Raw genomic sequence first — 23608 nt, forward strand, 5'->3', positions numbered from 1 at the left:
TATGTATGCTTACGACGAAATCGATCGCACGCTCGTCAATGAGCGCGTCTCGGAGTTCCGCGACCAGGTGAAGCGCCGCCTGTCCGGCGAGCTCACTGAGGACGAGTTCAAGATCCTGCGGCTCCAGAACGGCGTCTACCTGCAACTGCACGCCTACATGTTCCGGGTCGCGATTCCCTACGGCACGCTGGCGACGAACCAGCTGCGGGCACTCGCCCATGTCGCGCGCAAATACGATCGCGGCTACGGCCATTTCACCACGCGGCAGAACATCCAGTTCAACTGGATCAAGCTCGCCGAGCTGCCGGATGCGCTGGCTGACCTCGCCAAGGTCGGCATCCATGCGATGCAGACTTCCGGCAACAACATGCGCAACGTCACCTCGGACCAGTGGGCCGGCGTCGCGCCCGGTGAGATCGAGGATCCCCGTATCTGGTCGGAGCTGATCCGCCAGCACACCACGCTGCATCCGGAATTCTCGTTCCTGCCGCGCAAGTTCAAGATCGCGATCACCGCGTCCGACCACGACCGCGCCGCGATCAAGATTCACGACATCGGCCTGAGGCTGATCAAGAACGAGAAGGGCGAGACCGGCTTCGAGGTTCTGGTCGGCGGTGGCCTCGGCCGCACGCCGTTCATCGCCAAGACCATCAAGCACTTCGTGCATGGCCGCGACATCCTCAGCTACATCGAGGCGATCCTACGCGTCTACAACCAGTACGGCCGCCGCGACAACATCTACAAGGCGCGCATCAAGATCCTGGTGCACGAGCTCGGCATCGAAAAGTTCTCTCGCGAGGTCGAGGACGAGTGGCAGCACATCCGCAACTCCTCGCTCCAGATCGACGACGAGGTGATCGAGGACATCCGCTCGCGCTTCACCTACCCGGCTTACGAGAAGCTGCCGCACATGCCTGACGAGCTGCGCCAGGCCGCGGCCGATCCGGATTTCGAGGCGTGGCGCAAGAATTCGGTGGCCCCGCACAAGGTGCAGGGTTACTCCATCGTCACGATCTCGCTGAAGCCGACCGGTGGGCCTCCGGGTGATGCCACCGCCGAGCAGATGGACGCGCTGGCCGACCTCGTCGACAAATATTCCTTCGGCGAGATCCGTGTCGGCCACGAGCAGAACCTTGCGCTGCCGCACGTTGCCAAGCGCGACCTGCCGGCGCTCTGGAAGGCGCTCGACAAGCTCGGGCTTGCGACGCCCAACGTCAATCTGATCACCGACATCATCGCCTGCCCGGGCCTCGACTATTGCTCGCTGGCGAATGCGCGCTCGATCCCGATCGCGCAGGAGCTGACGCGCCGGTTTGCCAATCACGAGCTCGCCAACCTGATCGGCCGTCTCCACATCAACATCTCCGGCTGCATCAATGCCTGCGGCCATCACCATGTCGGCCACATCGGCATTCTCGGCGTCGAGAAGAATGGAGAGGAGGTCTACCAGATCACCATCGGCGGCCGCGCCGACGAGAACGCAGCGCTCGGCACCCTGATCGGCCCCGGCGTGAAGTTCGACGAGGTCGCCGACGTCGTCGAGGACATCGTGGAAGCTTATCTGGCGCTGCGCGAACGGCCCGAAGAGCTGTTCATGGACACGGTGAGACGCCTCGGCGTCGAACCCTTCAAGGAGCGCGTCTATGCCACTCGTTAACGGCGGAAAGATCGTCGACGACGGCTTCGCCAAGCTCGCCGTCGATACCCCGCTGCCCGAGAGCGGCGACATTCTGGTGCCGGCCGAACGTTTTCTCGGTGAAGCGGAAGGCTTGCTCAAGCGCGCCGGCAAGGTCGGCGTGATCTGGCCGAACAATCGCGACGTCGCCGAACTCGTGCCCTATCTCAGCAAGGTCGCCACGGTCGCGCTGGTGTTTCCGACTTTCCGTGACGGACGCGCCTACAGCCAGGCCCGGTTGCTGCGCGAGCGCTACAATTACCGCGGCGAATTGCGCGCCACCGGCCAGGTGCTGCGCGATCAGTTCGTGTTCATGCTGCGCGCCGGCTTCGATGCCTTCGAGGTCAAGAAGCAGGCCGACGCGGAAGCGTTCATGCAGACCGCCAAGCGCTATTCGGTGTTCTACCAGCCGACCGGCGACGGCCGCATCACGGCCCTGCACCGGCGCATGCAGTTGCGCCATTCCGAAGGTGTCGGCACGTGAACGCGATCGCGCCTCAGGTTTCATCCATCTCTGCGCTGCCCCCGGCGGACGAGCTCGATCGGAGCTTGCGCGATGCCTCGCCCGCAGAGGTCATCGCTGCGGCGCTGAAGGCGGTCGGACGCAACAAGCTCGCCCTGGTATCGTCCTTCGGTACGGAATCGGCGACGCTGCTGAAAGTGATGGCGGACGTCGATCCGGCGATCCCGGTGATCTTTCTCGACACCGGCTGGTTGTTCGAGGAGACGCTCGCCTATCGCGACACCTTGATCGCGACGCTGGGCCTGAAGGACGTCCGTTCGGTCCAGCCCGCCGAGGAGACGCTGTTGCGCGAGGATCCCGACCGCGACCTCTGGTTCTCCGATCCCGACGCGTGCTGCCGCATCCGTAAAGTCGAGCCGCTGGCGCGTGCGCTGAAGCCGTTCGATGCCTGGCTCAACGGCCGCAAGCGTTTCCAGGGCAATGCCAGGGCCGACATTCCGGTCGTCGAGAACGATGGCGCCCGATTGAAGTTCAATCCCTTTGCCAATGTCTCGCGCGAGGAACTCGAGGCCATGTTCGTCCGCGCCAAATTGCCGCGTCACCCTCTCGTCGCCTCCGGTTTCCTGTCGGTCGGGTGTATGCCTTGCACCAGCAGAACGGCCGAGGGCGAGGATGTACGCGCCGGCCGCTGGCGCGGCCGGGCCAAGACAGAATGCGGCATTCACACGATGAAGACTTCGTAGCACGGTTACGCTGCCACGCCACGAACAAGAAAATCCGGTTCCGTTGACTTAAGAGCGTTTCGACCCGAGTTATGCCTGCACGCCTTCGCTGACATCGACGTCGCCGAAGTGAATGGAGATGGACATGATGCGCCGTATCGTTCCGCTCGCTGCAGGACTCCTCTGGGCAAGCTCGGCTCTCGCCGCTGACATCAATCTGCTGAACGTGTCATACGATCCGACGCGTGAGCTCTATGTCGAGTTCAACAAGGCGTTTGCGGCCACCTATCAGAAGGAAACCGGCAGGAGCGTCGAGATCAAGCAGTCGCATGGCGGCAGCGGTTCGCAGGCGCGCGCGGTGATCGACGGATTGCAGGCCGATGTGGTGACGCTCGCGCTCGCCTATGACATCGACGCGATCGCTGCCAAAGGCCTCACCACAGCCGATTGGCAGAAACGGCTGCCGCAAAATTCATCACCCTACACCTCGACCATCGTCTTCCTGGTGCGCAAGGGCAATCCCAAGGGCATCAAGGACTGGGACGATTTGATCAAACCGGGCGTCGCCGTGATCACGCCGAACCCGAAAACATCAGGGGGCGCGCGCTGGAATTACCTCGCAGCGTGGGGCTTTGCGCAGAAAAAGTTCGGCTCGGCCGACAAGGCCAAGGACTTCATCGGAAAGCTCTATCAGCAGGTGCCGGTGCTCGATACCGGCGCACGCGGCGCCACCGTCACGTTCGTCGAGCGTGGCGTCGGCGACGTGCTGCTCGCCTGGGAGAACGAGGCGTTTCTCGCGCTGAAGGAGTTCGGCGCGAACAAGTTCGAGATCGTGGCGCCGCCGCAATCGATCCTCGCCGAGCCGCCGGTCACCATCGTCGACAAAGTTGCCGATAAAAAAGGCACGCGCAACGCCGCCGACGCCTATCTCCAGTATTGGTATACCAAAGAGGGGCAGGAGATCGCCGCGCGCAATTTCTACCGTCCGCGCGATGCCGAGGTCGCCAAGAAGTACGAAAGTGCCTTCGCCAAGGTCGAGCTGTTCACGATCGACGACGTCTTTGGCGGCTGGACCAAGGCGCAGCGGGAACATTTTGCCGACGGCGGCATCTTTGATCAGATCTACAAGAACTGATCGAGCGCCGTCTTAGGAGGCTTTTAGCAGGGGGCCTGGTGAGCGCACTCGCAGCAAGACGCCGGACATTGCCGGGCTTCGGTCTCACCATGGGGCTGACGCTTTCCTGGCTGTCCGTCATCATCCTGATTCCGCTCGCCGGTCTGTTCCTGAGGTCGCTCGAGCTGAGCCCGGAACAGTTCTGGAATATCCTTTCCAGTCGCCGCACGCTGAACGCGCTCCGCGTCTCCTTCGGCCTCGCCTTTGCGGCCGCCTGCGTCAATCTCGTGATGGGCAGCATCATCGTCTGGGCGCTGGTGCGCTACCGCTTTCCCGGCCGGCGGCTGTTCGATGCCATTGTCGACGTGCCCTTCGCGCTGCCGACTGCGGTCGCCGGCGTCGCGTTGACCGCGCTGTTCGCCGAGAAGGGCTGGCTCGGTGGCCCGCTCGCGGCGCTCGGCATCAAGGTCGCATTCACGCCGGTCGGCATCTTCGTCGCCATGATCTTCATCGGCATTCCCTTCGTGGTGCGCACGGTGCAGCCGGTGCTCCAGGATCTCGACCCCGAGATCGAGGAGGCCGCGGGCAGTCTGGGCGCCAGCCGCTGGCAAACCATCATCCGCGTGATCCTGCCGTCACTCGCACCGGCGCTGCTCACGGGCCTTGCGCTCGCCTTCGCGCGTGCGGTGGGCGAATACGGCTCGGTGATCTTCATCGCCGGCAATCTGCCTAACATCTCCGAGATCGCGCCGCTCTTGATCGTGATCCGGCTCTCCGAATTCCGCTACGCGGATGCGACTGCGATCGCGGTGGTCATGCTCGTCGTCTCCTTCGTCATCATCTTCGCTGTGAACCGGCTCCAGCGCTGGGCACAGAGCCGGATTCCGGAGCGCTAAGGGCCGACCATGACGATGCAGATTGCAGATTCGGTCTCTCTCCCGGCCCCCGACGCCAAGGCACGTGCCCATGCGGCTGCCGCGCGCGACAGCCTTCGCACCGAGCCAAAGGCGGTGCGCATCACCATCATCGCGCTGGCGATGACCTTCCTCACCGTCTTCGTCGTGCTGCCGTTGGTCGTGGTGTTCGCACAGGCGCTCTCGAAGGGGGTCATCGCCTATCTCACTGCGCTCGCCGAACCGGAAGCGCTGGCCGCGATCAGGCTGACGCTGCTGGTCGCCGCGATTTCAGTGGGCCTCAATCTCGTGTTCGGCCTCGTCGCCGCCTGGGCCATCGCCAAGTTCGATTTCAAGGGCAAGACCTTTCTGATTACGCTGATCGACCTGCCGTTCTCCGTCAGCCCGGTGATCTCGGGCCTCGTCTTCGTGCTGCTGTTCGGCGCGCAGGGCTATTTCGGCAGCTGGCTGCGTGAGCACGACATCCAGATCCTGTTCGCGGTGCCCGGCATTGCGCTCGCCACCACCTTCGTGACCTTCCCATTCGTGGCGCGCGCACTGATCCCCCTGATGCAGGAGCAGGGCACGCAGGAGGAGGAGGCCGCGATCTCGCTCGGCGCCTCGGGTCTGCAAACCTTCTTCCGGGTCACGCTGCCCAACATCAAATGGGGCGTGCTCTACGGCGTCCTGCTCTGCAACGCCCGCGCGATGGGCGAGTTCGGCGCTGTCTCGGTCGTCTCCGGACATATCCGCGGCGAGACCAACACCATGCCGCTCTTGGTCGAGATCCTCTACAACGAGTACCAGTTCGTCGCCGCGTTTGCGATCGCCTCGCTGCTGGCGATGCTGGCGCTGATCACGCTGATCGCAAAAACTGTTCTCGAACGTCACCTGAACGAAGGACACGAGCCCCGTGACCATTGAAGTCAAGAATCTCGTCAAGAAGTTCGGCAGCTTTAAAGCCCTCGACGGCGTGGATCTTAAGGTCGACAACGGCGAGCTGCTGGCGCTGCTCGGCCCCTCCGGCTCCGGCAAAACCACGCTGCTGCGGATCATCGCCGGCCTCGACTGGCCCGACGCTGGCGACGTCTCCTTCAACGGCGAGGACGCGCTGGCGCAGGGCGCGCGCGAACGGCATGTCGGCTTCGTGTTCCAGCACTATGCGCTGTTCCGCCACATGACGGTGTTCGAGAACGTCGCCTTCGGCCTGCGCGTGCAGCCGCGCGCGGTTCGCAAGGACGAGGCCACGATCCGTACGCGGGTGAAGGAGCTGCTCGATCTCGTGCAGCTCGACTGGCTTGCCGACCGCTATCCGAGCCAACTCTCCGGCGGTCAGCGCCAGCGCGTCGCGCTCGCCCGCGCGCTCGCAATCGAGCCGCGCATCCTGTTGCTCGACGAACCCTTCGGCGCGCTCGATGCCAAGGTGCGCAAAGAGCTGCGCCGATGGCTGCGCTCACTGCATCATGAGATCAACGTCACCTCGATCTTCGTCACCCATGACCAGGAAGAGGCGCTGGAAGTCGCCAACCGCGTCGTTGTGATGGACAAGGGCAGAATCGAGCAGATCGGCTCGCCCGACGACGTCTACGAAAGTCCGGCGACCGCCTTCGTCCACGGCTTCATCGGCGAATCCATCGAGCTGCCGATCCAGGTCGAGGGCGGCGTGATCAGGCTCGGCGACCGGCCGCTGCGGCTTGCCGCGGACGGGCTTGCGCCTGGCGCGTCAAAACTGTTCGTGCGGCGACACGACATGCTGGTGGGCCCGCCCGGCAGCGGCGCCTTCGAGGGCGCGATTCGGCATGTCCGCAATTTCGGTCCCGTGCAGCGCGCCGAGGTCGCGCTATCAGGTGGCGAGACCATCGAGATCGACGCCCCCCGCGACAAGGAACTGCGCGCCGGCGACACGATTGGGCTGGAGCCGCGCCGCTACCGCATATTTGCGGGCGCTTGAGCCGCCTCGTCGGGTCAAATTTTCCTCAAAATTCACCTTTCAGCCACGGTTGATATGCAACAACGGCCCCTCATTTGGGGGCCTGATTGATGCGCGCTGCGGCCGCAATATCCATCACTTTGCTTCTAGCCGGCTGCGCCGGCAACGAAGCGCCGGTCCAGCAGCCGTCCATGTATACCGACATGGCGGTCCCGGGCGCCAAGCTCGATGCGCAGGCTGCCGCCGTGATGATCTCGCAATATCGCCAGAACAACGGGCTCAGCACCGTCGTGATCGATCCCGATCTGATGCGGCTCGCCGAATCCCAGTCCCAGGCTATGGCGGCCGCCAACAAGATGGACCATGACGTTCGCGCGCCACTCGCCAAGCGGCTCGCCGCCGGCGGCTATCCCGCGACCGTGGCGGTCGAGAACGTCTCGGCCGGCTATCATACGCTCGCCGAAGCGTTTTCCGGCTGGCGCGACTCGCCACCCCACCGCGCCAACATGCTCAAAAGCGGTGTCACAAAACTTGGCATCGCAGCGGGCTATGCTCCCGGCACCAAATACAAGGTGTTCTGGACCATGATCTTGGCTTCGGCGGACCCTCGATAAGCCAGACTTGATCCCGGATGCATTGACGCCGCGGCGCAGTGTCGCCACGGTGGCTTGCCTTTTGCTATTGTTCCCTCATGACAGATCATCGTCCTGATACCGCCAGCATCCCCGCGAATGCGCAACGCGTCCTGGTCCTCCAGGGCGGTGGCGCGCTCGGCTCGTATCAGGCCGGCGCCTGCCAGGCGCTATGCGGCTACGGCTTCGAGCCGGAATGGGTCGCCGGCATCTCGATCGGTGCTATCAACGCAGCCATCATCGCCGGCAATGAGGGCCATACCCGCGTCAAGCGGTTGAAGGAATTCTGGGAGATGGTGTCGGCGCCGGTGCCGTGGAAGCCGATCGGCAAGAGCGATCGCAGCCGCGAGCTGTTCAATTCGACGAGCGCAGCGCTGATCGCGACCTTCGGCGTGCCCGGCTTCTTCGTACCCCGCGTTCCGCCGGCGCCGCTCTGGCCACCGGGGCACCCCGAGGCGGAAAGCTATTACGACACCGCGCCGCTCAAGAAAACGCTGGAGCGTCTGGTCGATTTCGACCGCATCAACGATCTGAAGACGCGCTTGTCCGTCGGCGCGGTCGGCGTCACCTCCGGCAACTTCAAATATTTCGACAATTACGCGTTCAAGAAGCTCGGCAAGACCATCGGGCCCGAGCACATCATGGCCTCCGGCGCGCTGCCGCCGGGCTTTCCGTCCGTCGTGATCGAGGGCGAGCATTACTGGGACGGCGGCATCGCCTCCAACACGCCGCTCGACTACGTGCTCGATGCCGAGGTCGACCGCGACATGCTGATCTTCCAGGTCGACCTGTTTTCCGCGCGCGGCGATCTGCCGACCTCGCTGCTCGAAGCCGCCGAGCGCGAGAAAGACATCCGCTATTCCAGCCGCACGCGGATGAACACCGACAAGAACAAGCAGCTGCACAACGCCCGCAGGGCCGTGCGAGATCTCATCAGCAAGTTGCCGGATTACCTGAAGAACGATCCGTCCGTCGAATTCCTCGCGAAAGCCTCGCGCGAAAGCACCGTCACGGTGGTGCATCTGATCTATCGCAGCAAGAACTACGAATCCTCGTCCAAGGATTACGACTTCTCGCATGTCGCCATGGTCGAGCATTGGGAAGCCGGGGTGCGCGACGTGCATCTGTCGATGCGCCACAAGGATTGGCTCGATAAGCCGCAGTCCGGCGAGACCATGGTGACCTACGATCTCACGGGGGACGTCACCGCACCCCCGGCAAAAAGGAGCGAATAGAATGGGTAGTCTGTCAGGCAAGAACGCGGTCGTGACCGGGTCGACCAGCGGCATCGGGCTCGCTTACGCACGCGCCTTCGCCGCCGCCGGCGCCAACGTGGTCATCAACGGCTTCGGCTCGCCCGAGGACATCGAGAAGGAGCGCACCAAGATCGAATCCGAGTTCAAGGTCAAGGTGATCTACTCGCCCGCCGACATGACCAAGCCCGCCGAGATCGCCGGGATGATCGCGCTGGGCGAGAAGACGTTTGGCTCGGTCGACATTCTCGTCAACAATGCCGGCATCCAGTTCGTCTCGCCGATCGAGGAGTTTCCGCTCGAGAAGTGGGACCAGATCATCGCCATCAACCTGTCGTCGGCCTTCCATGCCATCCGTGCCGCCGTGCCCGGCATGAAGAAGAAGGGCTGGGGCCGCATCATCAACACGGCGTCTGCACACTCACTCGTCGCCTCGCCCTTCAAATCGGCTTACGTGTCGGCCAAGCACGGCATCGCCGGTCTCACCAAAACCGTGGCGCTGGAGGTCGCGACCCACAAGATCACCTGCAACTGCATCAGCCCGGGCTATGTCTGGACGCCGCTGGTGGAGAAGCAGATCCCCGACACGATGAAGGCGCGCAATCTGACGCGCGAGCAGGTTATCAACGACGTGCTGCTCGACGCGCAGCCGACCAAGGAGTTCGTCACCTCCGAGCAGGTTGCCGCGCTCGCCCTGTTCCTGTGCAGCGACGATGCCGCGCAGATCACCGGCAGCAATCTGTCGATCGACGGCGGCTGGACGGCGGAGTAGTTCGCGCGGTTCAGCTAGCTCGCTGTCATGCCCCGGCTTGCCGCCTTCGCTAAAGCTCCGGCGGGCCGAGTACCCTTGTGGCCCCGGCGTAGCCTTGGCGGAGACGGGACCGGGGCATCAAGTACGCCGCGGCTTATCGATTCAATCACAGCTTTCTCGGAATACTGGATCGCCCGGTCAAGCCGGGCGATAACACTGAGAGTGGGGCGCGGTCTCTGGCTAATGCGTCCACGCTAGCGCCGTCACGATCGCCGACGACAAATTCAATTCCGCGAACATGATCTTGCCGGCGACCACGAACAGCACGCTCGCCAGCGTCAGGCGCAGCACCGTCTCGGGCACGCGCGTTGCGCTAAAACTGCCGACGATGATGCCGGGCAGCGAGCCCAGCAGCAGCACGCCCATCAGCGCCCAGTCGACGTCACCGAGCGCCCAGTGTCCGATGCCGGCAACCAGCGTCAGCGGCACCGCATGGGCGATGTCGGAGCCGACGATGCTCGCCATCGGCAGGCGCGGATAGAGCAGCAGGAGCACAGTGACGCCGACTGCGCCGGCGCCGACCGACGAGATCGAGACCAGCACGCCGAGCACGATTCCGGTGATCACGGTCGCGATCGCGGTGGTGCGCTCGTCGACCTGCTCGAGGCGTTTGCGGTAGCGATCCATGATCGCCTTGCGGAAGATCAGCGACGTCGCAGTCAGGATCAGCGCGAAGCACAGCACGAGATTGACGAGGCTACGCTCGGAATCGCTTCTGAGGTCGAGCTTCCACAGCACCAGCAGCGTCACCGCGCTCGCTGGAATGCTGCCGCAGGCGAGTCGCAGCACCGCCGGCCAGTGCACGCTACGCGACCAGCCATGCACCACGCTGCCGCCGGTCTTGGTGGCGGCGGCATAGAGCAGGTCGGTCCCGACCGCCGTGGAGGGATGAATGCCGAACAACAGGATCAGCAGCGGCGTCATCAACGAACCGCCGCCAACGCCGGTCATGCCGACGAGCAAGCCGACGCCGAATCCAGAGGCGACGTAGAGTGGATCAAACATGTCAGGGGAATCTTAGGTGGATCTCGTCGGTTGAGCAACACGACGTAGAATGAAATTTCTCCCGCATGCAACTGCCTGGGTCCAATAAGAAAAATCATGCTGCGGACGGCAAATCGGTAGGAATTTCGCTTCGTTCCCATGCATGCTGCGAACGCGCCGTTCCCCAGGAGCAGGGTCGCGGGTCGCTATTTGCCAAACGCCAGCACGTGCAGGCCGAGGCGCTGCCGCACGATCCAGAACAGGAGCACCGTCTCGAAGGTGAGCGAGATCGAGGTCGCGGCCGCGGCGCCGTGGCCGCCGTAGCGCGGTACCAGCGCGATGCAGAGCACGACGTTCATCACGAAAGCCAGCGCATAAGCGAGCGCGCAGATCTTCTGCTGGCCCAGCATGTTGAGCAGCCGCTCCACCGGCCCGATTGCGGAGCGCACCACCAGCCCGATCGCGGCGACGAACATGATATCGTAGCCAACGGTGAATTGCGGCCCGAACAGCCAGAGCAGCGGCTTGCCGAACGCAAGCAGCACGATGGTCGCCGCCAGCGACGGCCAGAACGTCCAGCTGATGGCGTGCGTCACATAGGCAGACAGCCGCGCCTTGTCGCCGCTTGCGTTGTATTCGGCGAAGCGATGCGCCGTCGTCGCCGACATCGCGTAGTGGATGAAGGAAACCAGCGCCAGGGTCTTCACCACGGCGAAATAGACGCCGACCTCGTCAGAGGAGCGGAACTGCTGGAGCACCAGCACGTCGGTGTAGGACAGCAGCAGGTAGAAGCTCTCGACCAGCAGGATCGGCAGCGAGACGGCCAGCCAGCCGCCGATGTCGTAGGCCTTGGGGCCCGGCTCGATGTGATCGGCGAGCTTGCGGTTCAGCACCAGCATCTGCCCGGCCATCGCGATCCACACCGCACCTAGGCTCGCGACCATCGCAGCGACTGCGCCGAGATGATAGCCGAGCAGGAAGGCGCACGCCGTGATGCCGATGATCAGCGCCTGTCGGATGATGAATTGCGGCATCAGGCCGAGCTGCATCCAGTCGTGCGAGCGCGCGATGCCGTCCTGGGTGTTGGCGACGACGAAGGCGGGCAGCGTCATGCAGCCGATATAGAGCGGCAGCACCTCGGCCGGATCGATCCAGGGTGACAGCAGCCTGACGATGCCGGCAAGACCGAGCGACACCAGCGCCGAGACGATAAAGGTGAGCCAGCGGCTGCCGGAGAGAAAGCCGCGCAGCAACGCGTGCGCGCCGCTGGCGCGGTACTCCGGAATGATCTTTTGCGCGGAAGCGGAGATGCCGAAATCCATCATGCTGCCGAGCAGCAGCACCCAGGTCCAGACATAGACATAGATGCCGTAGTCGGACGTGCCCATCCAGCGCGCGAGCAGAATCTGCGAGACATAGGCGAGGCCTGCACTGATGAGGCGGATGACGAAGATGATGGCGGCCAGCCGCCGCGTCAGCGAGGCCTCGCTCGAGCCGCCCGTCAGCGTGCCGCGCAGCCGCGCGATCAACCCGGCTGGTCCGGTCGTTGCGGGTTGTGCATCCATCACGGCCAATTCGAGTTCCCCGTCCGCATACTGCGGCAGGCCCGGGAATTAGCAACCACTCGTTAAGATTCGGTTGGGTGGGCGTGCTGTAGAAACCGCAACGTCGTCCCGGCGAAGGCCAGGACCCGTTGCCCCAGGGAGAAGTTGGACGAAGGCTCGGGGCGACGAGTTCGCGCCACCACTACTCCCTGGGGTAGTGGGTCCGCGCTCCGATTCGCTGCGCTTGTCCCGGACCACGGCTCGGGTTGGGACGACGCTACTCCAAGTTCGTATTGAACTCGTACGACTTGTCCGGTCCCACCAGCGTGAACTTCAGCGCCGCACCGTCGGGCTTGGCGCCCGGCGGCAGCCCCTCGAGCTCGAAGGAAAATCGCTTCACGTCCGGCGGGCTGTGATGGACCGGGGCCGGAATCGGCAGCGCCCAATCGGGTGTCGGCCCTTCCACGAACAGATTGATGTTGCGCGCGTCCGCCGGCGCGACCACGTCGACGACCACCTTGTTGCCCTCGCGCTTGACGTCGCGGATGGTAAGCGGATTGGGATCGCCGATATTGGCCGGCTTGGGCACGGTGTCCAGCGCCGCGCGCAGATTGGCGTCCTCGGTCGAGGCGACGCTGTTGAAGCCGAGTTCGGCGCGGGCTTCGACGGGAATGCAGAGCTTCTCGCACACCGCATAGTTGATCTCGGCGCGCAAGGTCACCGGCTTGTCGGCGGCCTTGGCGACGATGCGCAGGGGCAGCACGATCTGGTCGCGGTAGCCGATCGAATGGCCGCCCGCGCCGTCGTCGAACTTCAGCGGCGCCGGCCACATCACGGTCACCGCTTCGACATTGTCCGACTTGGAGAAGTCGAACCGCGGCGGAACGCCGGAGTCGCCGGGCACGCGCCAGTAGGTCTTCCATCCCGGTTGGAGCTGGAACGCGATACCGCCAAGCAGGACAGCGCCGCTGCGCGAGCCCGCAACCAGCCGCACTGCGGAATGTCCGTCGCGCTGCCACGGCGAAGCGTCGTCGGCACGGGCTGCGGATGCCAGCGACGCTGCGATCAGGGTTGTCGCGACGCCAATCGCCGCACGCAGGGGAACTATGCTGGTCATGGCACGTCTTTACAGGGGCGCCCTAGGGCAAACCATTGAATTGCTTGTGATGGATGCATCTGAACCAGGTCTCTGCAAGCCTTGATTTGACAGCGGCCGGGCCCGACATCAGGATAGGAATTGAAACCGGAGTGCTTCACCATGGCTCCTACAGGCAAGAGGACGGGCGACAGCACCCGCAGCGCAGGCCCCGCGCTCCCCAATTCGGCCGGTTATCTCGACGGCCGGCTCCTGATTGCAATGCCCGTGATGGGCGATCCCCGTTTCGAGCGCTCCGTGATCTATCTCTGCGCCCATTCCGCCGAAGGCGCGATGGGAATCATTGTCAATCATCCCGCGGGCTCCATCGATTTCCCCGAGCTCCTGATGCAGCTCGGCATCATCAAGAAGGGCGAGCACATCAAGCTGCCGGAAAATGCCGAAAGCATGAAGGTGCTGCGCGGCGGTCCTGTCGACACCGGCCGTGGTTTCGTGCTGCATTCCAGCGACTTCTACATCGAGAATGCGACGCTGCGGATCGACGATGGCGTCTGCCTCACCGCGACCGTCGACATCCTGCGCGCGATCGCCAACGGCTCCGGCCCCAAGCACGCCATCCTCGCGCTCGGCTATGCCGGCTGGGCGCCGGGCCAGCTCGAAACCGAGATCCAGAGCAACGGCTGGCTGCATTGCGACGCGGACGCGGATCTGATCTTCGGCGACGACGTCGACGACAAATACAACCGCGCTTTGCAGAAAATCGGCATTGATCCCGGCATGCTCTCCAACGAGGCCGGGCACGCGTAGTTGTTAGCCGTCGTCCGGTGTCGTACGTCACCCTCGCTGTCATGCCCCGGCTTGATCGGGGCATGCAGTACGCCGCAGCCTATCGGCGCGATCACAACCGTCTCGGAGTACTGGATCGCCCGGATCAAGCCGGGCGATGACCACGCATCGTGAATGACGCGCTACTCCGCCGCCTGCTGCTGTACCGTTGGCTCGGTGCCCGCCACCGTTGCGCGGCGCATGTCGCGCGGTTGCGACTGGTCGTAGCGGCGGACGCGGTGCATGGTCTGGCGGTTGTCCCACATCACGAGGTCATGCAGCTTCCATTTGTGGACGTAGACGAACTCTGCTTGCGTCGCGTGCTCGGTGAGATCGCGCAGCAATAGACGGCCCTCCGGCACGCTCATGCCGACGACCTTGCCGGCATGCGATGAGAGGTACAGCGATTTGCGGCGATGCACCGGGTGCGTGCGCACCAGACGTTGCAGCACCGGCTTGAACATCTCCTTTTCCTCGTCGGTGTATTCGGTGAAGCCGAGCGAGCCGCGCGAATACATCAGCGAGTGCTCGCAGACGAGGTCCTCGATCTCAACCTTGGTCTCGTCGTCGAGCGCGTCATAGGCCGCGCGCATATCGGCGAATTCGGTGTTGCCACCCTTCGGGTTCACCACGCGCGCGGACAGCAGCGAGAATTTTGCCGGGATGGGACGGAACGAGCTGTCGGAATGCCAGAGGCAGTTGCCGAGATTGAACAGATGCGCGCGGCTGTCTTTCGCCAGCGGCTTGCCGTCCTTGCCGAGATTGCTGACATCGTTCAGGCCGGATTGCAGCCGATAGTCCTTCTCCTTGGTGACGGTGCCGCCGCGCGCATCCTCGCGCTGGCCGAAATTCAGCGCGAACGCCATCTGCTGCTCGTCGGTGATGTCCTGATCGTGGAAGACCAGCACCGCATATTTGTCCATCGCGGCCTCGACTTCGCGCGCCTCATCCGCCGTGAGTGGCTTGCGCAAATCGAGGCCCGAAACCTCGCCGACAAAATGCTTCTGAAGCTGCCGGATGGCGATCGTCATGGCGATTTCTCCCGCATCTGTGAGCAGTTTTCCCGCTCCGTTTGCGAAAAAAATGCCTCCCGCGCCCGGCGATGTCAACGCGCCGCGCGCATGGCTCTTACGCGTTCCGGGCCATCAGGCCGCCGTCGACCGGGATCACCGCACCGGTGATGAAGGAGGCGGCCGGCAGGCACAGGCTGAGCGTCACATGCGCGACCTCTTCGGGCTCGCCGTAACGGCCGAGTGCAGTGCGGCGCTTGGCGTAGATGGTCTTGTGCTCCTCCGAGATGCGATCGGTGATGGCCGTGCGGATCGGGCCGGGACAGATGCAGTTGACGGTGATGCCCTCGCGGCCGAGCTCCACCGCCAGCGAACGGGTGAGGCTCGCAACGCCGCCCTTCGCCGCCGAATAGGGGCTGTGCAGGGCAGTGGCGCCGAGCGCCTCGGTCGAGGCGATGTTGAGGATGCGCGGGCACTTCGACTTGCGCAAATGCGGCAGCGCGGCGCGGATCACGCGCGGATGCGCCGTCAGCATCACGGCGAGGCCTTTGGCCCATGCGTCCTCATAGGCCTCGTCATCGATCGCGACCCGCACTGAGATGCCCGCATTGTTGACGACGATGTCGAGCCCGCCGAAATGCGCCGCGACATCGCCGACCACGCGCTTGATCTCGTCGCCATCGGCAACATCGAGCTTCCACGCCCTCGCTGCTCCGCCGCTTGCCGCGATTTCCTTGGCAACCGCATGCGCGCCTTGCTCGTCATAATCGGTCAGGGCAACGTTCGCACCTTCGGTGGCGAACACGCGCGCGGTGGCGCGTCCCATGCCGCTGGCCGCGCCGGTGACGAGGACGGTCAGGCCCTTTACTGACCGGCTGAGCTGTTTGAATTCGGACATGCTGCTTCCTCGCGCCCTGCTTGTTCTTGTTATGATTGACAAGGCTGGCATCGATCCGCAGACAGGTCAAACAAGCAAAAACAAGCGGGAGGCCGCGATGGCAAACGAGCTCGATTTCTCAGGCAGGCAGGTGCTGGTGGTCGGCGGTTCCAGCGGTATCGGCAACGGCATTGCGCAAGCTTTTCGCGCCAGGGGTGCGCATGTCGCCGTCTGCGGCACGCGCGCTCGGCCCGAGGATTATTCGATTGAGGAAGGCTCTGATCTCACCGGCCTCGCCTTCGCTCAGCTCGACGTCAGCAATGCCGGGGCGATCGAGGCGTTCAAGCCACCCTTCGAGCGGCTCGACATCCTGGTGCTCGCGCAAGGCGCGGTGCTCTATCGCCGCGGCGAATTCGAGATGGCCGGCTTCCGCAAGGTCGTGGAGGTCAATCTGATGAGCCTGATGGCCTGCGCGACGCGGTTTCATTCCATGCTGCGGGATGCGAAGGGCGTGCTGATCATGGTGTCCTCGACCGCGGCCTATCATTCCACCATGGGCAATCCCGCCTACAACGCCTCGAAGACCGGCGCTGTCGGATTGACACGTACGCTGGGCGAGGCCTGGGCCGAGGACGGCATCCGCGTCAACGGCATCGCGCCCGGTCTGGTCGACACCAAGATGACGAAGGTGACCACCGACAATCCCAAGCGGCTCGAAGGCGCGCTCGCGCGCATCCCGCTCCGGCGATTGGGCACGCCGGCCGACATGGCGGGCGCGGCGCTGTTCCTGGCCTCGCCGCTGTCGTCCTACATCGTGGGGCAGACGCTGGTCGTCGATGGCGGCCTCATTCTGTAGGCCATGGCAAGGAACCGCGCTGCTTCTGATCGGTTACTTCGGCTGATCACCGAGGAGGATTATCATGGACGCGGATCGGATCATTGGATCAGCCAAGGAAATGGCAGGCGGCGTGGAAGGCACCGTGGGCGAGATGGCGGGCGACGCCAAAACGCAGGCCTCAGGCAAGGCACGGGAAGCCGCAGGCACGGTGCAGAACCTGTACGGCCAGGCGAAGGACGCGGCGCGCGAAGCTGCGGACACGGCCTCCAGCTACGCCAAGGATGCCTATGAGGCCAGCGGCGATACGTTCCGCGACGGCACGCAAGCCATCGCCCGCAAGGTGCAGGACAACCCGCTCGGCGCGCTGCTGACTGCGGCCGGCATCGGCTTCGCACTCGCGCTTCTGATGTCGCGCCCCGCCCGCCGTCCGCCGCCGCGCTGGCGCTATTAGGGCTAACAGCTAGACCCGTCATCCGGGGCGCGCGCTCCGCGCGCCCGGAATGACGACTCAAATCAGAGATACGATTTACCGGATCGCTTCCGCCGCGCGCCCGACATTGCCCGGCGGCCGCGGGATCGCCGGATTCGGATTGCGGGAGCCTGGGGCTGGCGCCAGTTGACGCGGTGGCTGCGGAGAGCCAAAGCCGAAGAAATCCCGGAATGACGGCGCTGCCTGTGCCGGCTGCTGCGGCGGAAGCTGCTGCGGCTTCTTCGGCGCGAGCTTTGGCGGCGCGATTGCGGCGGCCGCCCCCGGTGAACCCTGAGCAGCGCTGCCGTCAGGCGTCGTCGTCGCCATCGGCGTATCGCCCTTGGCCTGCTCGCGTCCGACTTCGCGGCGCGGCCAGGCATAGTCGTCGGCGCGCCCGGCGGGGGCGCTCAGCGGCTCGCCTTTCACCATCGTCTTCGCAGCGAGCGCATCGACCGCGGCCGGACGCGAGCCTGGCCCGCCCAGCAATTGATCGGTCGAGATCGAGGCCGCGACCAGCGGCACGATCGGTCCGGCCAGCGGCCGCGGCGCGGGCTTGCCGGGCTCGGCGCTGGTGTCGGGCGTCGCCGGCTCGCTCGGCAGTGCGATCGGACCGGAGCGGCCCGCAAGCAGGCGCGTGATCTCGCGCTCGACATAGTGCGCGAGCTTGCGCGCGCCGGGTTTTGTGAAATAGACGCCGTCAGAGCTGCGGAGCTGACGAATTTGGCCTTCGAAGTCCGGACCCTTCTGAAGGAAGCGACCGGCCTCGTCGACAAAACCGTCCCAGACGTCGACATAGGTGATGCCGGCCTTGGCTGCGCCTTCACGGTAGAGCGAATCCAGGAACAGCATGTCCGCCGTACCCTTCTGCCCGCGGATGGCGGGAAGACCGACCCAGAGCACCGGCACGCCCTTGGCCTTGAGCACGTTGGCCAGTTCCTCGATTTTCTTGCCGTAGAGCTCGATCCAGCGCTCGTCGCGGAATTCGTAGAGACCATTCGGGTTGCGCGCCGTCTTCTCCGGCGCAGCGGCTGCCGGCGTATCGGCGTTGTCGGCGTCATCCTGCGGCAGGTCAGTATCCGCGGCGGGTTTGTCCTCAGGCTTGGCAGCGGTGTCGGGCTTGGCATCGCCGGGCTTGCCCGGTGGCTTGCCGCGCGCGCCCTTGTCGTTCTTCTTGTCCTTGTCAGAGGCCTTGTCCGACTTGTCGGCCACAGGCTCGCGGATCGCGATGCGGTCGTTGAGGCCGAGCATGACCACGATGATTTCGGGCTTCTCGGTCTCGAGGATGCCCTTCGCCGCAGCCGCCCAATCCGCGGGCTCGCCCTTCGGCTGGTACTTGATGAGGCCCGAGGTGGTCTTGTGCTTGCGGATCACGCCCATGTCGGGCTGCTCGGCGTAGGCGTCCTCGAGGCCATAGGCGAGCCAGTCGGCCATGGCGTCGCCGATCACCAGCACGTTCTTGTCGGGGATAGTGTCGCGCTTGGCCGGCGCCGGCGCGCGCGAAAAATCCTGGCGCGGCGCCTGCGGCTGTTGTTGCTGGAATGGTGCGAAGAAGTCGCCGCCGAACCAGCCGCCGCCACCTCCACCACGTGGTGGCGGTGGCGCCGCGCGCTGTGGCGGGCCGCCGAAGCCGGGGAAGTTGAAGAATTGCGCCGAGGCCGGGGCCGCGACGGACACCAGGATCGCAAGCGCCGTCCCCAGCGCGATCAATGGGCCGGTCTCGGTCAGCGCCTTGAACAGGGACTTCTTCGACATGCGATCTCGGGCACGCGCAATGGGATTGGAAGTGGCTCGAATATAATAACGGAATCAGGCGCCAAACGGGCAGATTCTGTTGCAGAATCTCCTGCCATACACCGGGGAACAGCCGCCCCGGTCAAGGCTGCCTGCCAAAATCCCTGTTCAGGGTTACTTTGGGCGCGATTTTACCGCCCGCGCAGCCGGTCCAGCACGTCGGAGGAGGCAAAACCGTCGGCCGGCACGCCGATTGAGGCCTGGAAATTGCGCAGGGCTTCCCGGGTCTGGCCGCCGAACTGGCCATCCGGGGTGCCCTTGTAGAAGCCGCGCTGGGCCAGCAGCTGCTGCAGCTCCAGCCGCTCGGTGCGCGACAGCTCCCGTTCCTGCCGCGGCCAGGGCTGCACGAAGGGGCCCCCGCCGCGCAAGCGGTCGGCGAAATGCCCGATCGCCAGCGCATAGGCCTCGGCCGGATTGTACTTCATGATGACGCGATAATTCTGCAGCATCAGGAAGCCTGGTCCTTGCGCGCCGGCCGGCGCGAGCAGATAGGCCTTCTCGGCCGGATGCGGGAAGGGCTGGTTGTTCGGGCGCTTCAGCCCGAGCTTCTCCCATTGGGCGATCGTCATCGCCTTGGCGCGGTCGGCCAGCATGTAGTTGAAGCCTTGCGGCACCACGACCTCGTAGCCCCAGGTCTGGCCGGCCTGCCAGCCGTCCTTCTTCAGATTGTTGGCGGTCGACGCGATCAGGTCGGTCGGATTGTCGACGACGTCGCGCCGCCCGTCGCCGTCGCCGTCGACGGCAAAGCGCTTGAATGCGGTCGGCATGAACTGGGTCGGGCCGAAGGCGCCGGCCCAGGAGCCGCGCAGCTGCTCAGGCCTGAGATCGCCGCGGTTGAGGATCTCCAGCGCGGAGAGGAATTCGTCCTTGAAATAGGTTTGGCGGCGGCCGATGCAGGCGAGCGTCGCGGTCGATTGCAGCACGCTGCGGTCGCCCATCTGCGTCGAGTAATTGGACTCGATGCCCCAGATCGAGGCGATGATGTAGCGGTCGACGCCGGTGGCCTTTTCGGTGGCGTCGAACTGCGCCTTGTATGTGGCGAGGATCTCGCGGCCCTTGGCGAGGCGGTTGTCGTTCACGAGAATGTCGAGATAGTCCCAGATCGATTTGGTGAACTCCGGCTGCGAGTCCATCAGATCCATGATGCGCAAATCGGGGCTGAGGCCTGCGGTGAAGCGCTGGAAATTCTCCTGCGTGATGCTGCGGCGTGCGGCATCCGGCCACATCGCGGCGACACAATTGTTGAAATTGCCCGCGGCCTCGCGGATCGCAGCGGCCGTCATCAGCGGATGGCCGGAGGCGCCGTCCTCGCCGCTCCAAGGTTGAGCTCCAGTTTGTGCGCTGCCGGGGCCGGGCAAGGCTTGCGACGGCGCCGCGTTCGGGGCGGAGAAGATGCCGCCGAACAGGTTCGATAGGCCGTTCTGCGCCTGGGCGTGCGCGCATGCAGGCAGCAGCAAAGCCGCCGCAATCATCGTCGCGCCGGTCACGGACCCAGTCCGTCCTGCCAGTCGTGCCACTGATTGCATCATGTCCCACCCATCGGCCTGAAATTCCGCCATCAGGAGGCCTGGTAGGCGTTGCCAATAGCTTAACAAAGGTGAAATTTTGGTGACGGCCTTTTTCTTAACTCTGTCGGGGCGAGGCCCCACATCCGCCTTTGTTGGCGGCTGCAAACAGGCTAGCAAGATGCCATTGCTGTGTTCACGTCCTCAGGTATTCGATCGATCCCATGAAAATTCGCAAAGCCGTATTCCCCGTCGCCGGCCTCGGCACCCGCGTCCTGCCCGCCACCAAAGCGATGCCGAAGGAAATGCTGACCATCGTCGACAAGCCGCTGATCCAGTACGTCTATGACGAGGCGAAGGAGGCCGGCATCGAGCACTTCATCTTCGTCACCGGCCGCAACAAGAACGTCATCGAAGATCATTTCGACCGGATGTTCGAGCTCGACGCGACGCTGGAGGCGCGCGGCAAGACGGCCGAGCAGGAGATCCTGGCGCAGAACCAGCCGGACGCTGGCGCCGTCAGCTTCACGCGCCAGCAGGCGCCGCTCGGCCTCGGTCACGCGGTCTGGTGCGCGCGCGACATCGTCGGCAACGAGCCGTTTGCAGTCGTGCTGCCGGACGAGCTCGTGCTCAACACGCCGGGTTGCCTGAAGCAGATGATCGATATGGCATCGTCGCTCGGCGAGAAATCCAATCTCGTCGCGGTCGAGGCGGTGCCCGATCACCTGACGCATCAATACGGCATCTGCGGGGTCGGAAAGCGCAACGGCAAGATGTTCGAGGTCGACGGCATGGTCGAGAAGCCGGCCAAGGGCACCGCGCCCTCCAACCTCTCGATCACCGGCCGCTACATCCTCCAGCCCGAGATCTTCAAGATCCTCGAAACCCAGGAGCGCGGTGCCGGCGGGGAGATCCAGCTCACCGACGCCATGATCGGTCTTGCCAAGGCCCAGAAATTCTATGGCGTCGAGTTCGAGGGCGAGCGTCACGATTGCGGCTCCAAGCCCGGCTTCCTCCGCGCCAACATCGCCTACGGCATGAAGCGCCCGGAGCTGCGCGATGGGCTGATCGCGGAGATGAAGAAGTATCTGGGGCAGTAGCTCCTTCGCGTCGTCCTGGACAAGCGCTCCAGGACCATTACCCCGAGACGGTGTTTGGCGCAGGCGCGTGGTGATCAGCTCGTGCCACGACTCTTTTTGGGTAAGGGGGCCTGGCTTTAGCCGGGGACGACACCGAAATTAGGCACGCTGCTCGTCGCCGACGGCAGCCGTCTCACGCCACCAGCGACAACTGCGGCAAGCTCGCGACCACCGACTGGTTGCGCCCACCGGCCTTGGCGGCATAGAGCGCCTTGTCGGCGGCGGCGACCAGGACCGGCCAGTCCATGCCGGCACTGGGAACGAGGCTGGCGATGCCGCAGGAGACCGTTGTGCTCGCCTGATCGTCGGACCAGCCCTGCACCTTGAGCCGGATCGTCTCGGCGATCTTGTAGGCATCCGCGGCCGAAATGTTCGGCAGCAGTACGGCGAATTCTTCGCCGCCGTAGCGCGCGGCGCAGTCGCCGGCGCGGCTCACCGAGTCGGAAATGCAGATGGCGATGCCGACCAGCACCTGGTCGCCGGCCTGGTGACCGAACGTGTCATTGTAAGCCTTGAAGTGATCGGCATCGATCATCAACAGTGCGACCGGCGCCTTCTGGCGCATCGCGCGGCGCCATTCGACGTCGATGACGGAATCGAACTTGCGGCGGTTTTTCAGGCCGGTGAGCGCGTCCGTCGTCGCCATCTCCTCGAGCTTGTGCTCGGCCTCGGCACGTCGGCCAATCTCGCGCGCGAGCACCAGCGTCGAGGCCAGCATGAACAGGATCAGCGCCAGGACCACGGCGCCGATGCGATAGGCTTCCCTCTGCCAGAGCTCGAACACGGCGGTCAGCGGCTTGCCCGCCACCACGAACAGCGGCCCGCTGTCGCCGCTTCGGGAATAGAGCCGCGGCGTCGCGTCTACCGGACCCTGGCCGGCATAGGACCCGCCGGCCTTGAGATTGTCGGCCTTCCAGCTCTGCTGCGTTCCGAGATTCTTGCCGATGACGTCGAGATCGAACGGCCGTCGCATCATGATGGTGCGGTCGCGCTTCAGCACGGTGATGCTGTCGTCGGGGTCGAGGTTCAGCCGCTCGAACAATTCGTGGAAATAGCTGAATCGGATCGAGCCGGCGACGACGCCCATGAAGCCGCCGTCGGTATCGCTGACGCGCCGGCTTAGCACGATGGAATAGGCGCCACGAAACAGCATGGGACGGCTGATGAAGAGCCCGATGTCCGGATTGTCGCGATGAACCCTGAAGTAATCTTCCTCGCTCCTGACCTCCGGCAGCGGGTCGAGGGTGGAGGCGTCGATGGTCAGCCGGCCCTCGGCATCGAACACCCGGATGGCGCCGAAATGCCTCGCGGTGGTCGCATGGTCGAACAGGATCAGATGACGGATCGGCTTCGAGACCGTCGCAAGCTCGGGCAGCAGCATGTTGGCGGCGACCGCCTTCAGCGACAGGTCATAAATCTCGATGTTGCGGCTGACGTCGGACTCGATGGTCGTCGCCAAATTCTCCAGGGTCTGGCGGGCGAGCGACTCCTCGCCGCGGCGCATGTCCAGCATCACATTGACGCAAATGGCGGAGAAGCCGATCACCGTCACCACGGACGAGATGATCAGCAGCTTCGCCGAAATCCGCCACGGCCGGCGGGCCGTGACTTCGCGCCATCGAGACAGCATCGCTTGCTCCCGATCCTAGTGGATGCGCCCGAAAGCTTGAGTAGTGTTTAAGGCAGGACGGCCTTGCCGCAATGAGTTAAGAATCGGTTTATGAGGCGCACGGTTTTGGGCAGCCTCATGCGAGCGGGACGAGAGGACGATTGTGAACGACTACGACGCGTTGCGCGACTATCTGATGCGGCAGAAGCAGGATGAGTTGGTGCTGAGCTTCGAGCAGATCGAGGAGATCATCGGCGCGGCTCTGCCGCGCGCGGCGCATCGTGCCTCCTGGTGGGACAGCCTGCGCAGCCCCGACATCCAGATGCCGCAACGCGAAGCCTGCCTCGCCGCCGGCTTCGTGGCGACGCGCATGCCTGACGGTGTGAGCGTCCGGTTCAGGAAGAAGAGCGAGCGGCGGCGTTAGTGCA

Annotated in this window: 23 protein-coding genes; 15 read left to right on the forward strand and 8 right to left on the reverse strand. The window is 64.5% G+C overall.

What is annotated here, in order from left to right:
* Position 1: 1 nt before the first annotated feature.
* The 10 genes from IVA96_RS14345 (at position 2) to IVA96_RS14390 (ending at position 9454) form a co-directional block, all read left to right on the forward strand.
* Complete coding sequence (locus IVA96_RS14345; protein ID WP_247417943.1) at positions 2-1657, forward strand: nitrite/sulfite reductase; 1656 nt, start codon at positions 2-4, stop codon at positions 1655-1657.
* Positions 1644-2159, forward strand: coding sequence for a DUF934 domain-containing protein (locus IVA96_RS14350; protein WP_247277802.1), 516 nt, complete (start codon positions 1644-1646; stop codon positions 2157-2159). Before IVA96_RS14345 ends, IVA96_RS14350 begins: the two co-directional genes overlap by 14 nt.
* Positions 2156-2881, forward strand: coding sequence for a phosphoadenylyl-sulfate reductase (locus IVA96_RS14355; protein WP_247277801.1), 726 nt, complete (start codon positions 2156-2158; stop codon positions 2879-2881). Before IVA96_RS14350 ends, IVA96_RS14355 begins: the two co-directional genes overlap by 4 nt.
* A 124-nt stretch (positions 2882-3005) precedes the next feature.
* A complete protein-coding gene (locus tag IVA96_RS14360) occupies positions 3006-3995 on the forward strand; it encodes a sulfate ABC transporter substrate-binding protein (RefSeq protein WP_247417946.1) in 990 nt (329 codons plus the stop codon).
* Between the two features lie 38 nt (positions 3996-4033).
* Positions 4034-4870 carry a sulfate ABC transporter permease subunit CysT gene (cysT, locus tag IVA96_RS14365; protein ID WP_346015508.1) on the forward strand — a complete coding sequence of 279 codons (837 nt, stop codon included), beginning with the start codon at positions 4034-4036 and terminating at the stop codon, positions 4868-4870.
* Positions 4871-4879: 9 nt separating this feature from the next.
* Positions 4880-5791: a sulfate ABC transporter permease subunit CysW gene (gene cysW / locus IVA96_RS14370; RefSeq protein WP_247277799.1), complete on the forward strand. Its 912-nt coding sequence runs from the start codon at positions 4880-4882 to the stop codon at positions 5789-5791.
* Positions 5781-6818: a sulfate ABC transporter ATP-binding protein gene (locus IVA96_RS14375; protein WP_247417949.1), complete on the forward strand. Its 1038-nt coding sequence runs from the start codon at positions 5781-5783 to the stop codon at positions 6816-6818. The genes cysW and IVA96_RS14375 overlap by 11 nt, the downstream gene beginning before the upstream one ends.
* 89 nt (positions 6819-6907) lie before the next feature.
* Entirely contained in the window at positions 6908-7411 is a 504-nt protein-coding gene (locus tag IVA96_RS14380; protein WP_247277797.1) for a CAP domain-containing protein, read from the forward strand.
* Positions 7412-7488: 77 nt separating this feature from the next.
* The gene (locus tag IVA96_RS14385) at positions 7489-8664 is read left to right on the forward strand and encodes a DUF3734 domain-containing protein (RefSeq protein ID WP_247277796.1); all 1176 of its coding nucleotides are present in this window, start codon (positions 7489-7491) and stop codon (positions 8662-8664) included.
* Position 8665: 1 nt separating this feature from the next.
* Positions 8666-9454 (forward strand): 3-hydroxybutyrate dehydrogenase, encoded by a 789-nt coding sequence (locus IVA96_RS14390; protein WP_247277795.1) that lies wholly within the window; start codon positions 8666-8668, stop codon positions 9452-9454.
* Between the two features lie 219 nt (positions 9455-9673).
* Here IVA96_RS14390 and IVA96_RS14395 read toward each other — a convergent pair whose 3' ends face one another.
* The 3 genes from IVA96_RS14395 to IVA96_RS14405 all read right to left on the reverse strand — a co-directional run bounded on the left by IVA96_RS14395 (position 9674) and on the right by IVA96_RS14405 (position 13138).
* On the reverse strand, positions 9674-10498 hold the full coding sequence (locus IVA96_RS14395) for a sulfite exporter TauE/SafE family protein (RefSeq protein WP_247277794.1): 825 nt from the start codon (positions 10496-10498) through the stop codon (positions 9674-9676).
* 185 nt (positions 10499-10683) lie between these two features.
* A complete protein-coding gene (locus tag IVA96_RS14400; RefSeq protein WP_247277793.1) occupies positions 10684-12051 on the reverse strand; it encodes a flippase in 1368 nt (455 codons plus the stop codon).
* Positions 12052-12298: 247 nt separating this feature from the next.
* Entirely contained in the window at positions 12299-13138 is an 840-nt protein-coding gene (locus tag IVA96_RS14405; protein ID WP_247417954.1) for a protein-disulfide reductase DsbD domain-containing protein, read from the reverse strand.
* 141 nt (positions 13139-13279) lie between these two features.
* On the opposite strand from IVA96_RS14405, the gene IVA96_RS14410 reads away from it, so the two are divergent.
* Entirely contained in the window at positions 13280-13924 is a 645-nt protein-coding gene (locus tag IVA96_RS14410) for a YqgE/AlgH family protein (RefSeq protein ID WP_247277791.1), read from the forward strand.
* A 161-nt stretch (positions 13925-14085) separates the two neighbouring features.
* Here the strand turns inward: IVA96_RS14410 and IVA96_RS14415 are convergent, their stop codons facing one another.
* Positions 14086-14973, reverse strand: a complete 888-nt coding sequence (locus IVA96_RS14415; protein ID WP_247277790.1) for a TauD/TfdA family dioxygenase — start codon at positions 14971-14973, stop codon at positions 14086-14088.
* Positions 14974-15070: 97 nt separating this feature from the next.
* Positions 15071-15850: an SDR family NAD(P)-dependent oxidoreductase gene (locus IVA96_RS14420; RefSeq protein WP_247277789.1), complete on the reverse strand. Its 780-nt coding sequence runs from the start codon at positions 15848-15850 to the stop codon at positions 15071-15073.
* Positions 15851-15947: 97 nt separating this feature from the next.
* Here IVA96_RS14420 and IVA96_RS14425 point away from each other — a divergent pair, with 97 nt between their 5' ends.
* Together IVA96_RS14425 and IVA96_RS14430 are read left to right on the forward strand one after the other, a co-directional pair.
* Positions 15948-16685, forward strand: a complete 738-nt coding sequence (locus tag IVA96_RS14425; protein ID WP_247417957.1) for an SDR family oxidoreductase — start codon at positions 15948-15950, stop codon at positions 16683-16685.
* A 64-nt stretch (positions 16686-16749) separates the two neighbouring features.
* Entirely contained in the window at positions 16750-17118 is a 369-nt protein-coding gene (locus IVA96_RS14430; RefSeq protein ID WP_247277787.1) for a CsbD family protein, read from the forward strand.
* Positions 17119-17193: 75 nt separating this feature from the next.
* Here the strand turns inward: IVA96_RS14430 and IVA96_RS14435 are convergent, their stop codons facing one another.
* Together IVA96_RS14435 and IVA96_RS14440 are read right to left on the reverse strand one after the other, a co-directional pair.
* Entirely contained in the window at positions 17194-18888 is a 1695-nt protein-coding gene (locus IVA96_RS14435; RefSeq protein WP_247277786.1) for an SGNH family hydrolase, read from the reverse strand.
* A gap of 170 nt (positions 18889-19058) precedes the next feature.
* Positions 19059-20456: a lytic murein transglycosylase gene (locus IVA96_RS14440; RefSeq protein WP_247277933.1), complete on the reverse strand. Its 1398-nt coding sequence runs from the start codon at positions 20454-20456 to the stop codon at positions 19059-19061.
* Positions 20457-20656: 200 nt separating this feature from the next.
* Between IVA96_RS14440 and galU the strand changes: the two genes are divergently transcribed.
* Entirely contained in the window at positions 20657-21532 is an 876-nt protein-coding gene (galU, locus tag IVA96_RS14445; protein WP_247277785.1) for a UTP--glucose-1-phosphate uridylyltransferase GalU, read from the forward strand.
* A gap of 172 nt (positions 21533-21704) precedes the next feature.
* Here galU and IVA96_RS14450 read toward each other — a convergent pair whose 3' ends face one another.
* Complete coding sequence (locus IVA96_RS14450) at positions 21705-23201, reverse strand: sensor domain-containing diguanylate cyclase (protein WP_247277784.1); 1497 nt, start codon at positions 23199-23201, stop codon at positions 21705-21707.
* Positions 23202-23343: 142 nt separating this feature from the next.
* On the opposite strand from IVA96_RS14450, the gene IVA96_RS14455 reads away from it, so the two are divergent.
* On the forward strand, positions 23344-23604 hold the full coding sequence (locus IVA96_RS14455) for a hypothetical protein (RefSeq protein ID WP_247277783.1): 261 nt from the start codon (positions 23344-23346) through the stop codon (positions 23602-23604).
* Positions 23605-23608 lie beyond the last annotated feature (4 nt).

It is taken from the genome of Bradyrhizobium sp. 159, from assembly GCF_023073795.1.
GTDB lineage: Bacteria > Pseudomonadota > Alphaproteobacteria > Rhizobiales > Xanthobacteraceae > Bradyrhizobium.

Coding starts and splice junctions, on each gene's coding strand:
- IVA96_RS14420 (WP_247277789.1), bottom strand. CDS start 15,850: ATGTCCGAATTCAAACAGCTCAGCCGGTCAGTAAAGGGCCTGACCGTC.
- cysW (WP_247277799.1), top strand. CDS start 4,880: ATGACGATGCAGATTGCAGATTCGGTCTCTCTCCCGGCCCCCGACGCC.
- IVA96_RS14360 (WP_247417946.1), top strand. CDS start 3,006: ATGATGCGCCGTATCGTTCCGCTCGCTGCAGGACTCCTCTGGGCAAGC.
- IVA96_RS14450 (WP_247277784.1), bottom strand. CDS start 23,201: ATGCTGTCTCGATGGCGCGAAGTCACGGCCCGCCGGCCGTGGCGGATT.
- IVA96_RS14410 (WP_247277791.1), top strand. CDS start 13,280: ATGGCTCCTACAGGCAAGAGGACGGGCGACAGCACCCGCAGCGCAGGC.
- IVA96_RS14380 (WP_247277797.1), top strand. CDS start 6,908: ATGCGCGCTGCGGCCGCAATATCCATCACTTTGCTTCTAGCCGGCTGC.
- IVA96_RS14435 (WP_247277786.1), bottom strand. CDS start 18,888: ATGTCGAAGAAGTCCCTGTTCAAGGCGCTGACCGAGACCGGCCCATTG.
- IVA96_RS14385 (WP_247277796.1), top strand. CDS start 7,489: ATGACAGATCATCGTCCTGATACCGCCAGCATCCCCGCGAATGCGCAA.
- IVA96_RS14390 (WP_247277795.1), top strand. CDS start 8,666: ATGGGTAGTCTGTCAGGCAAGAACGCGGTCGTGACCGGGTCGACCAGC.
- IVA96_RS14415 (WP_247277790.1), bottom strand. CDS start 14,973: ATGACGATCGCCATCCGGCAGCTTCAGAAGCATTTTGTCGGCGAGGTT.
- IVA96_RS14350 (WP_247277802.1), top strand. CDS start 1,644: ATGCCACTCGTTAACGGCGGAAAGATCGTCGACGACGGCTTCGCCAAG.
- IVA96_RS14345 (WP_247417943.1), top strand. CDS start 2: ATGTATGCTTACGACGAAATCGATCGCACGCTCGTCAATGAGCGCGTC.
- IVA96_RS14425 (WP_247417957.1), top strand. CDS start 15,948: ATGGCAAACGAGCTCGATTTCTCAGGCAGGCAGGTGCTGGTGGTCGGC.
- IVA96_RS14430 (WP_247277787.1), top strand. CDS start 16,750: ATGGACGCGGATCGGATCATTGGATCAGCCAAGGAAATGGCAGGCGGC.
- IVA96_RS14405 (WP_247417954.1), bottom strand. CDS start 13,138: ATGACCAGCATAGTTCCCCTGCGTGCGGCGATTGGCGTCGCGACAACC.
- IVA96_RS14440 (WP_247277933.1), bottom strand. CDS start 20,456: ATGATGCAATCAGTGGCACGACTGGCAGGACGGACTGGGTCCGTGACC.
- galU (WP_247277785.1), top strand. CDS start 20,657: ATGAAAATTCGCAAAGCCGTATTCCCCGTCGCCGGCCTCGGCACCCGC.
- IVA96_RS14395 (WP_247277794.1), bottom strand. CDS start 10,498: ATGTTTGATCCACTCTACGTCGCCTCTGGATTCGGCGTCGGCTTGCTC.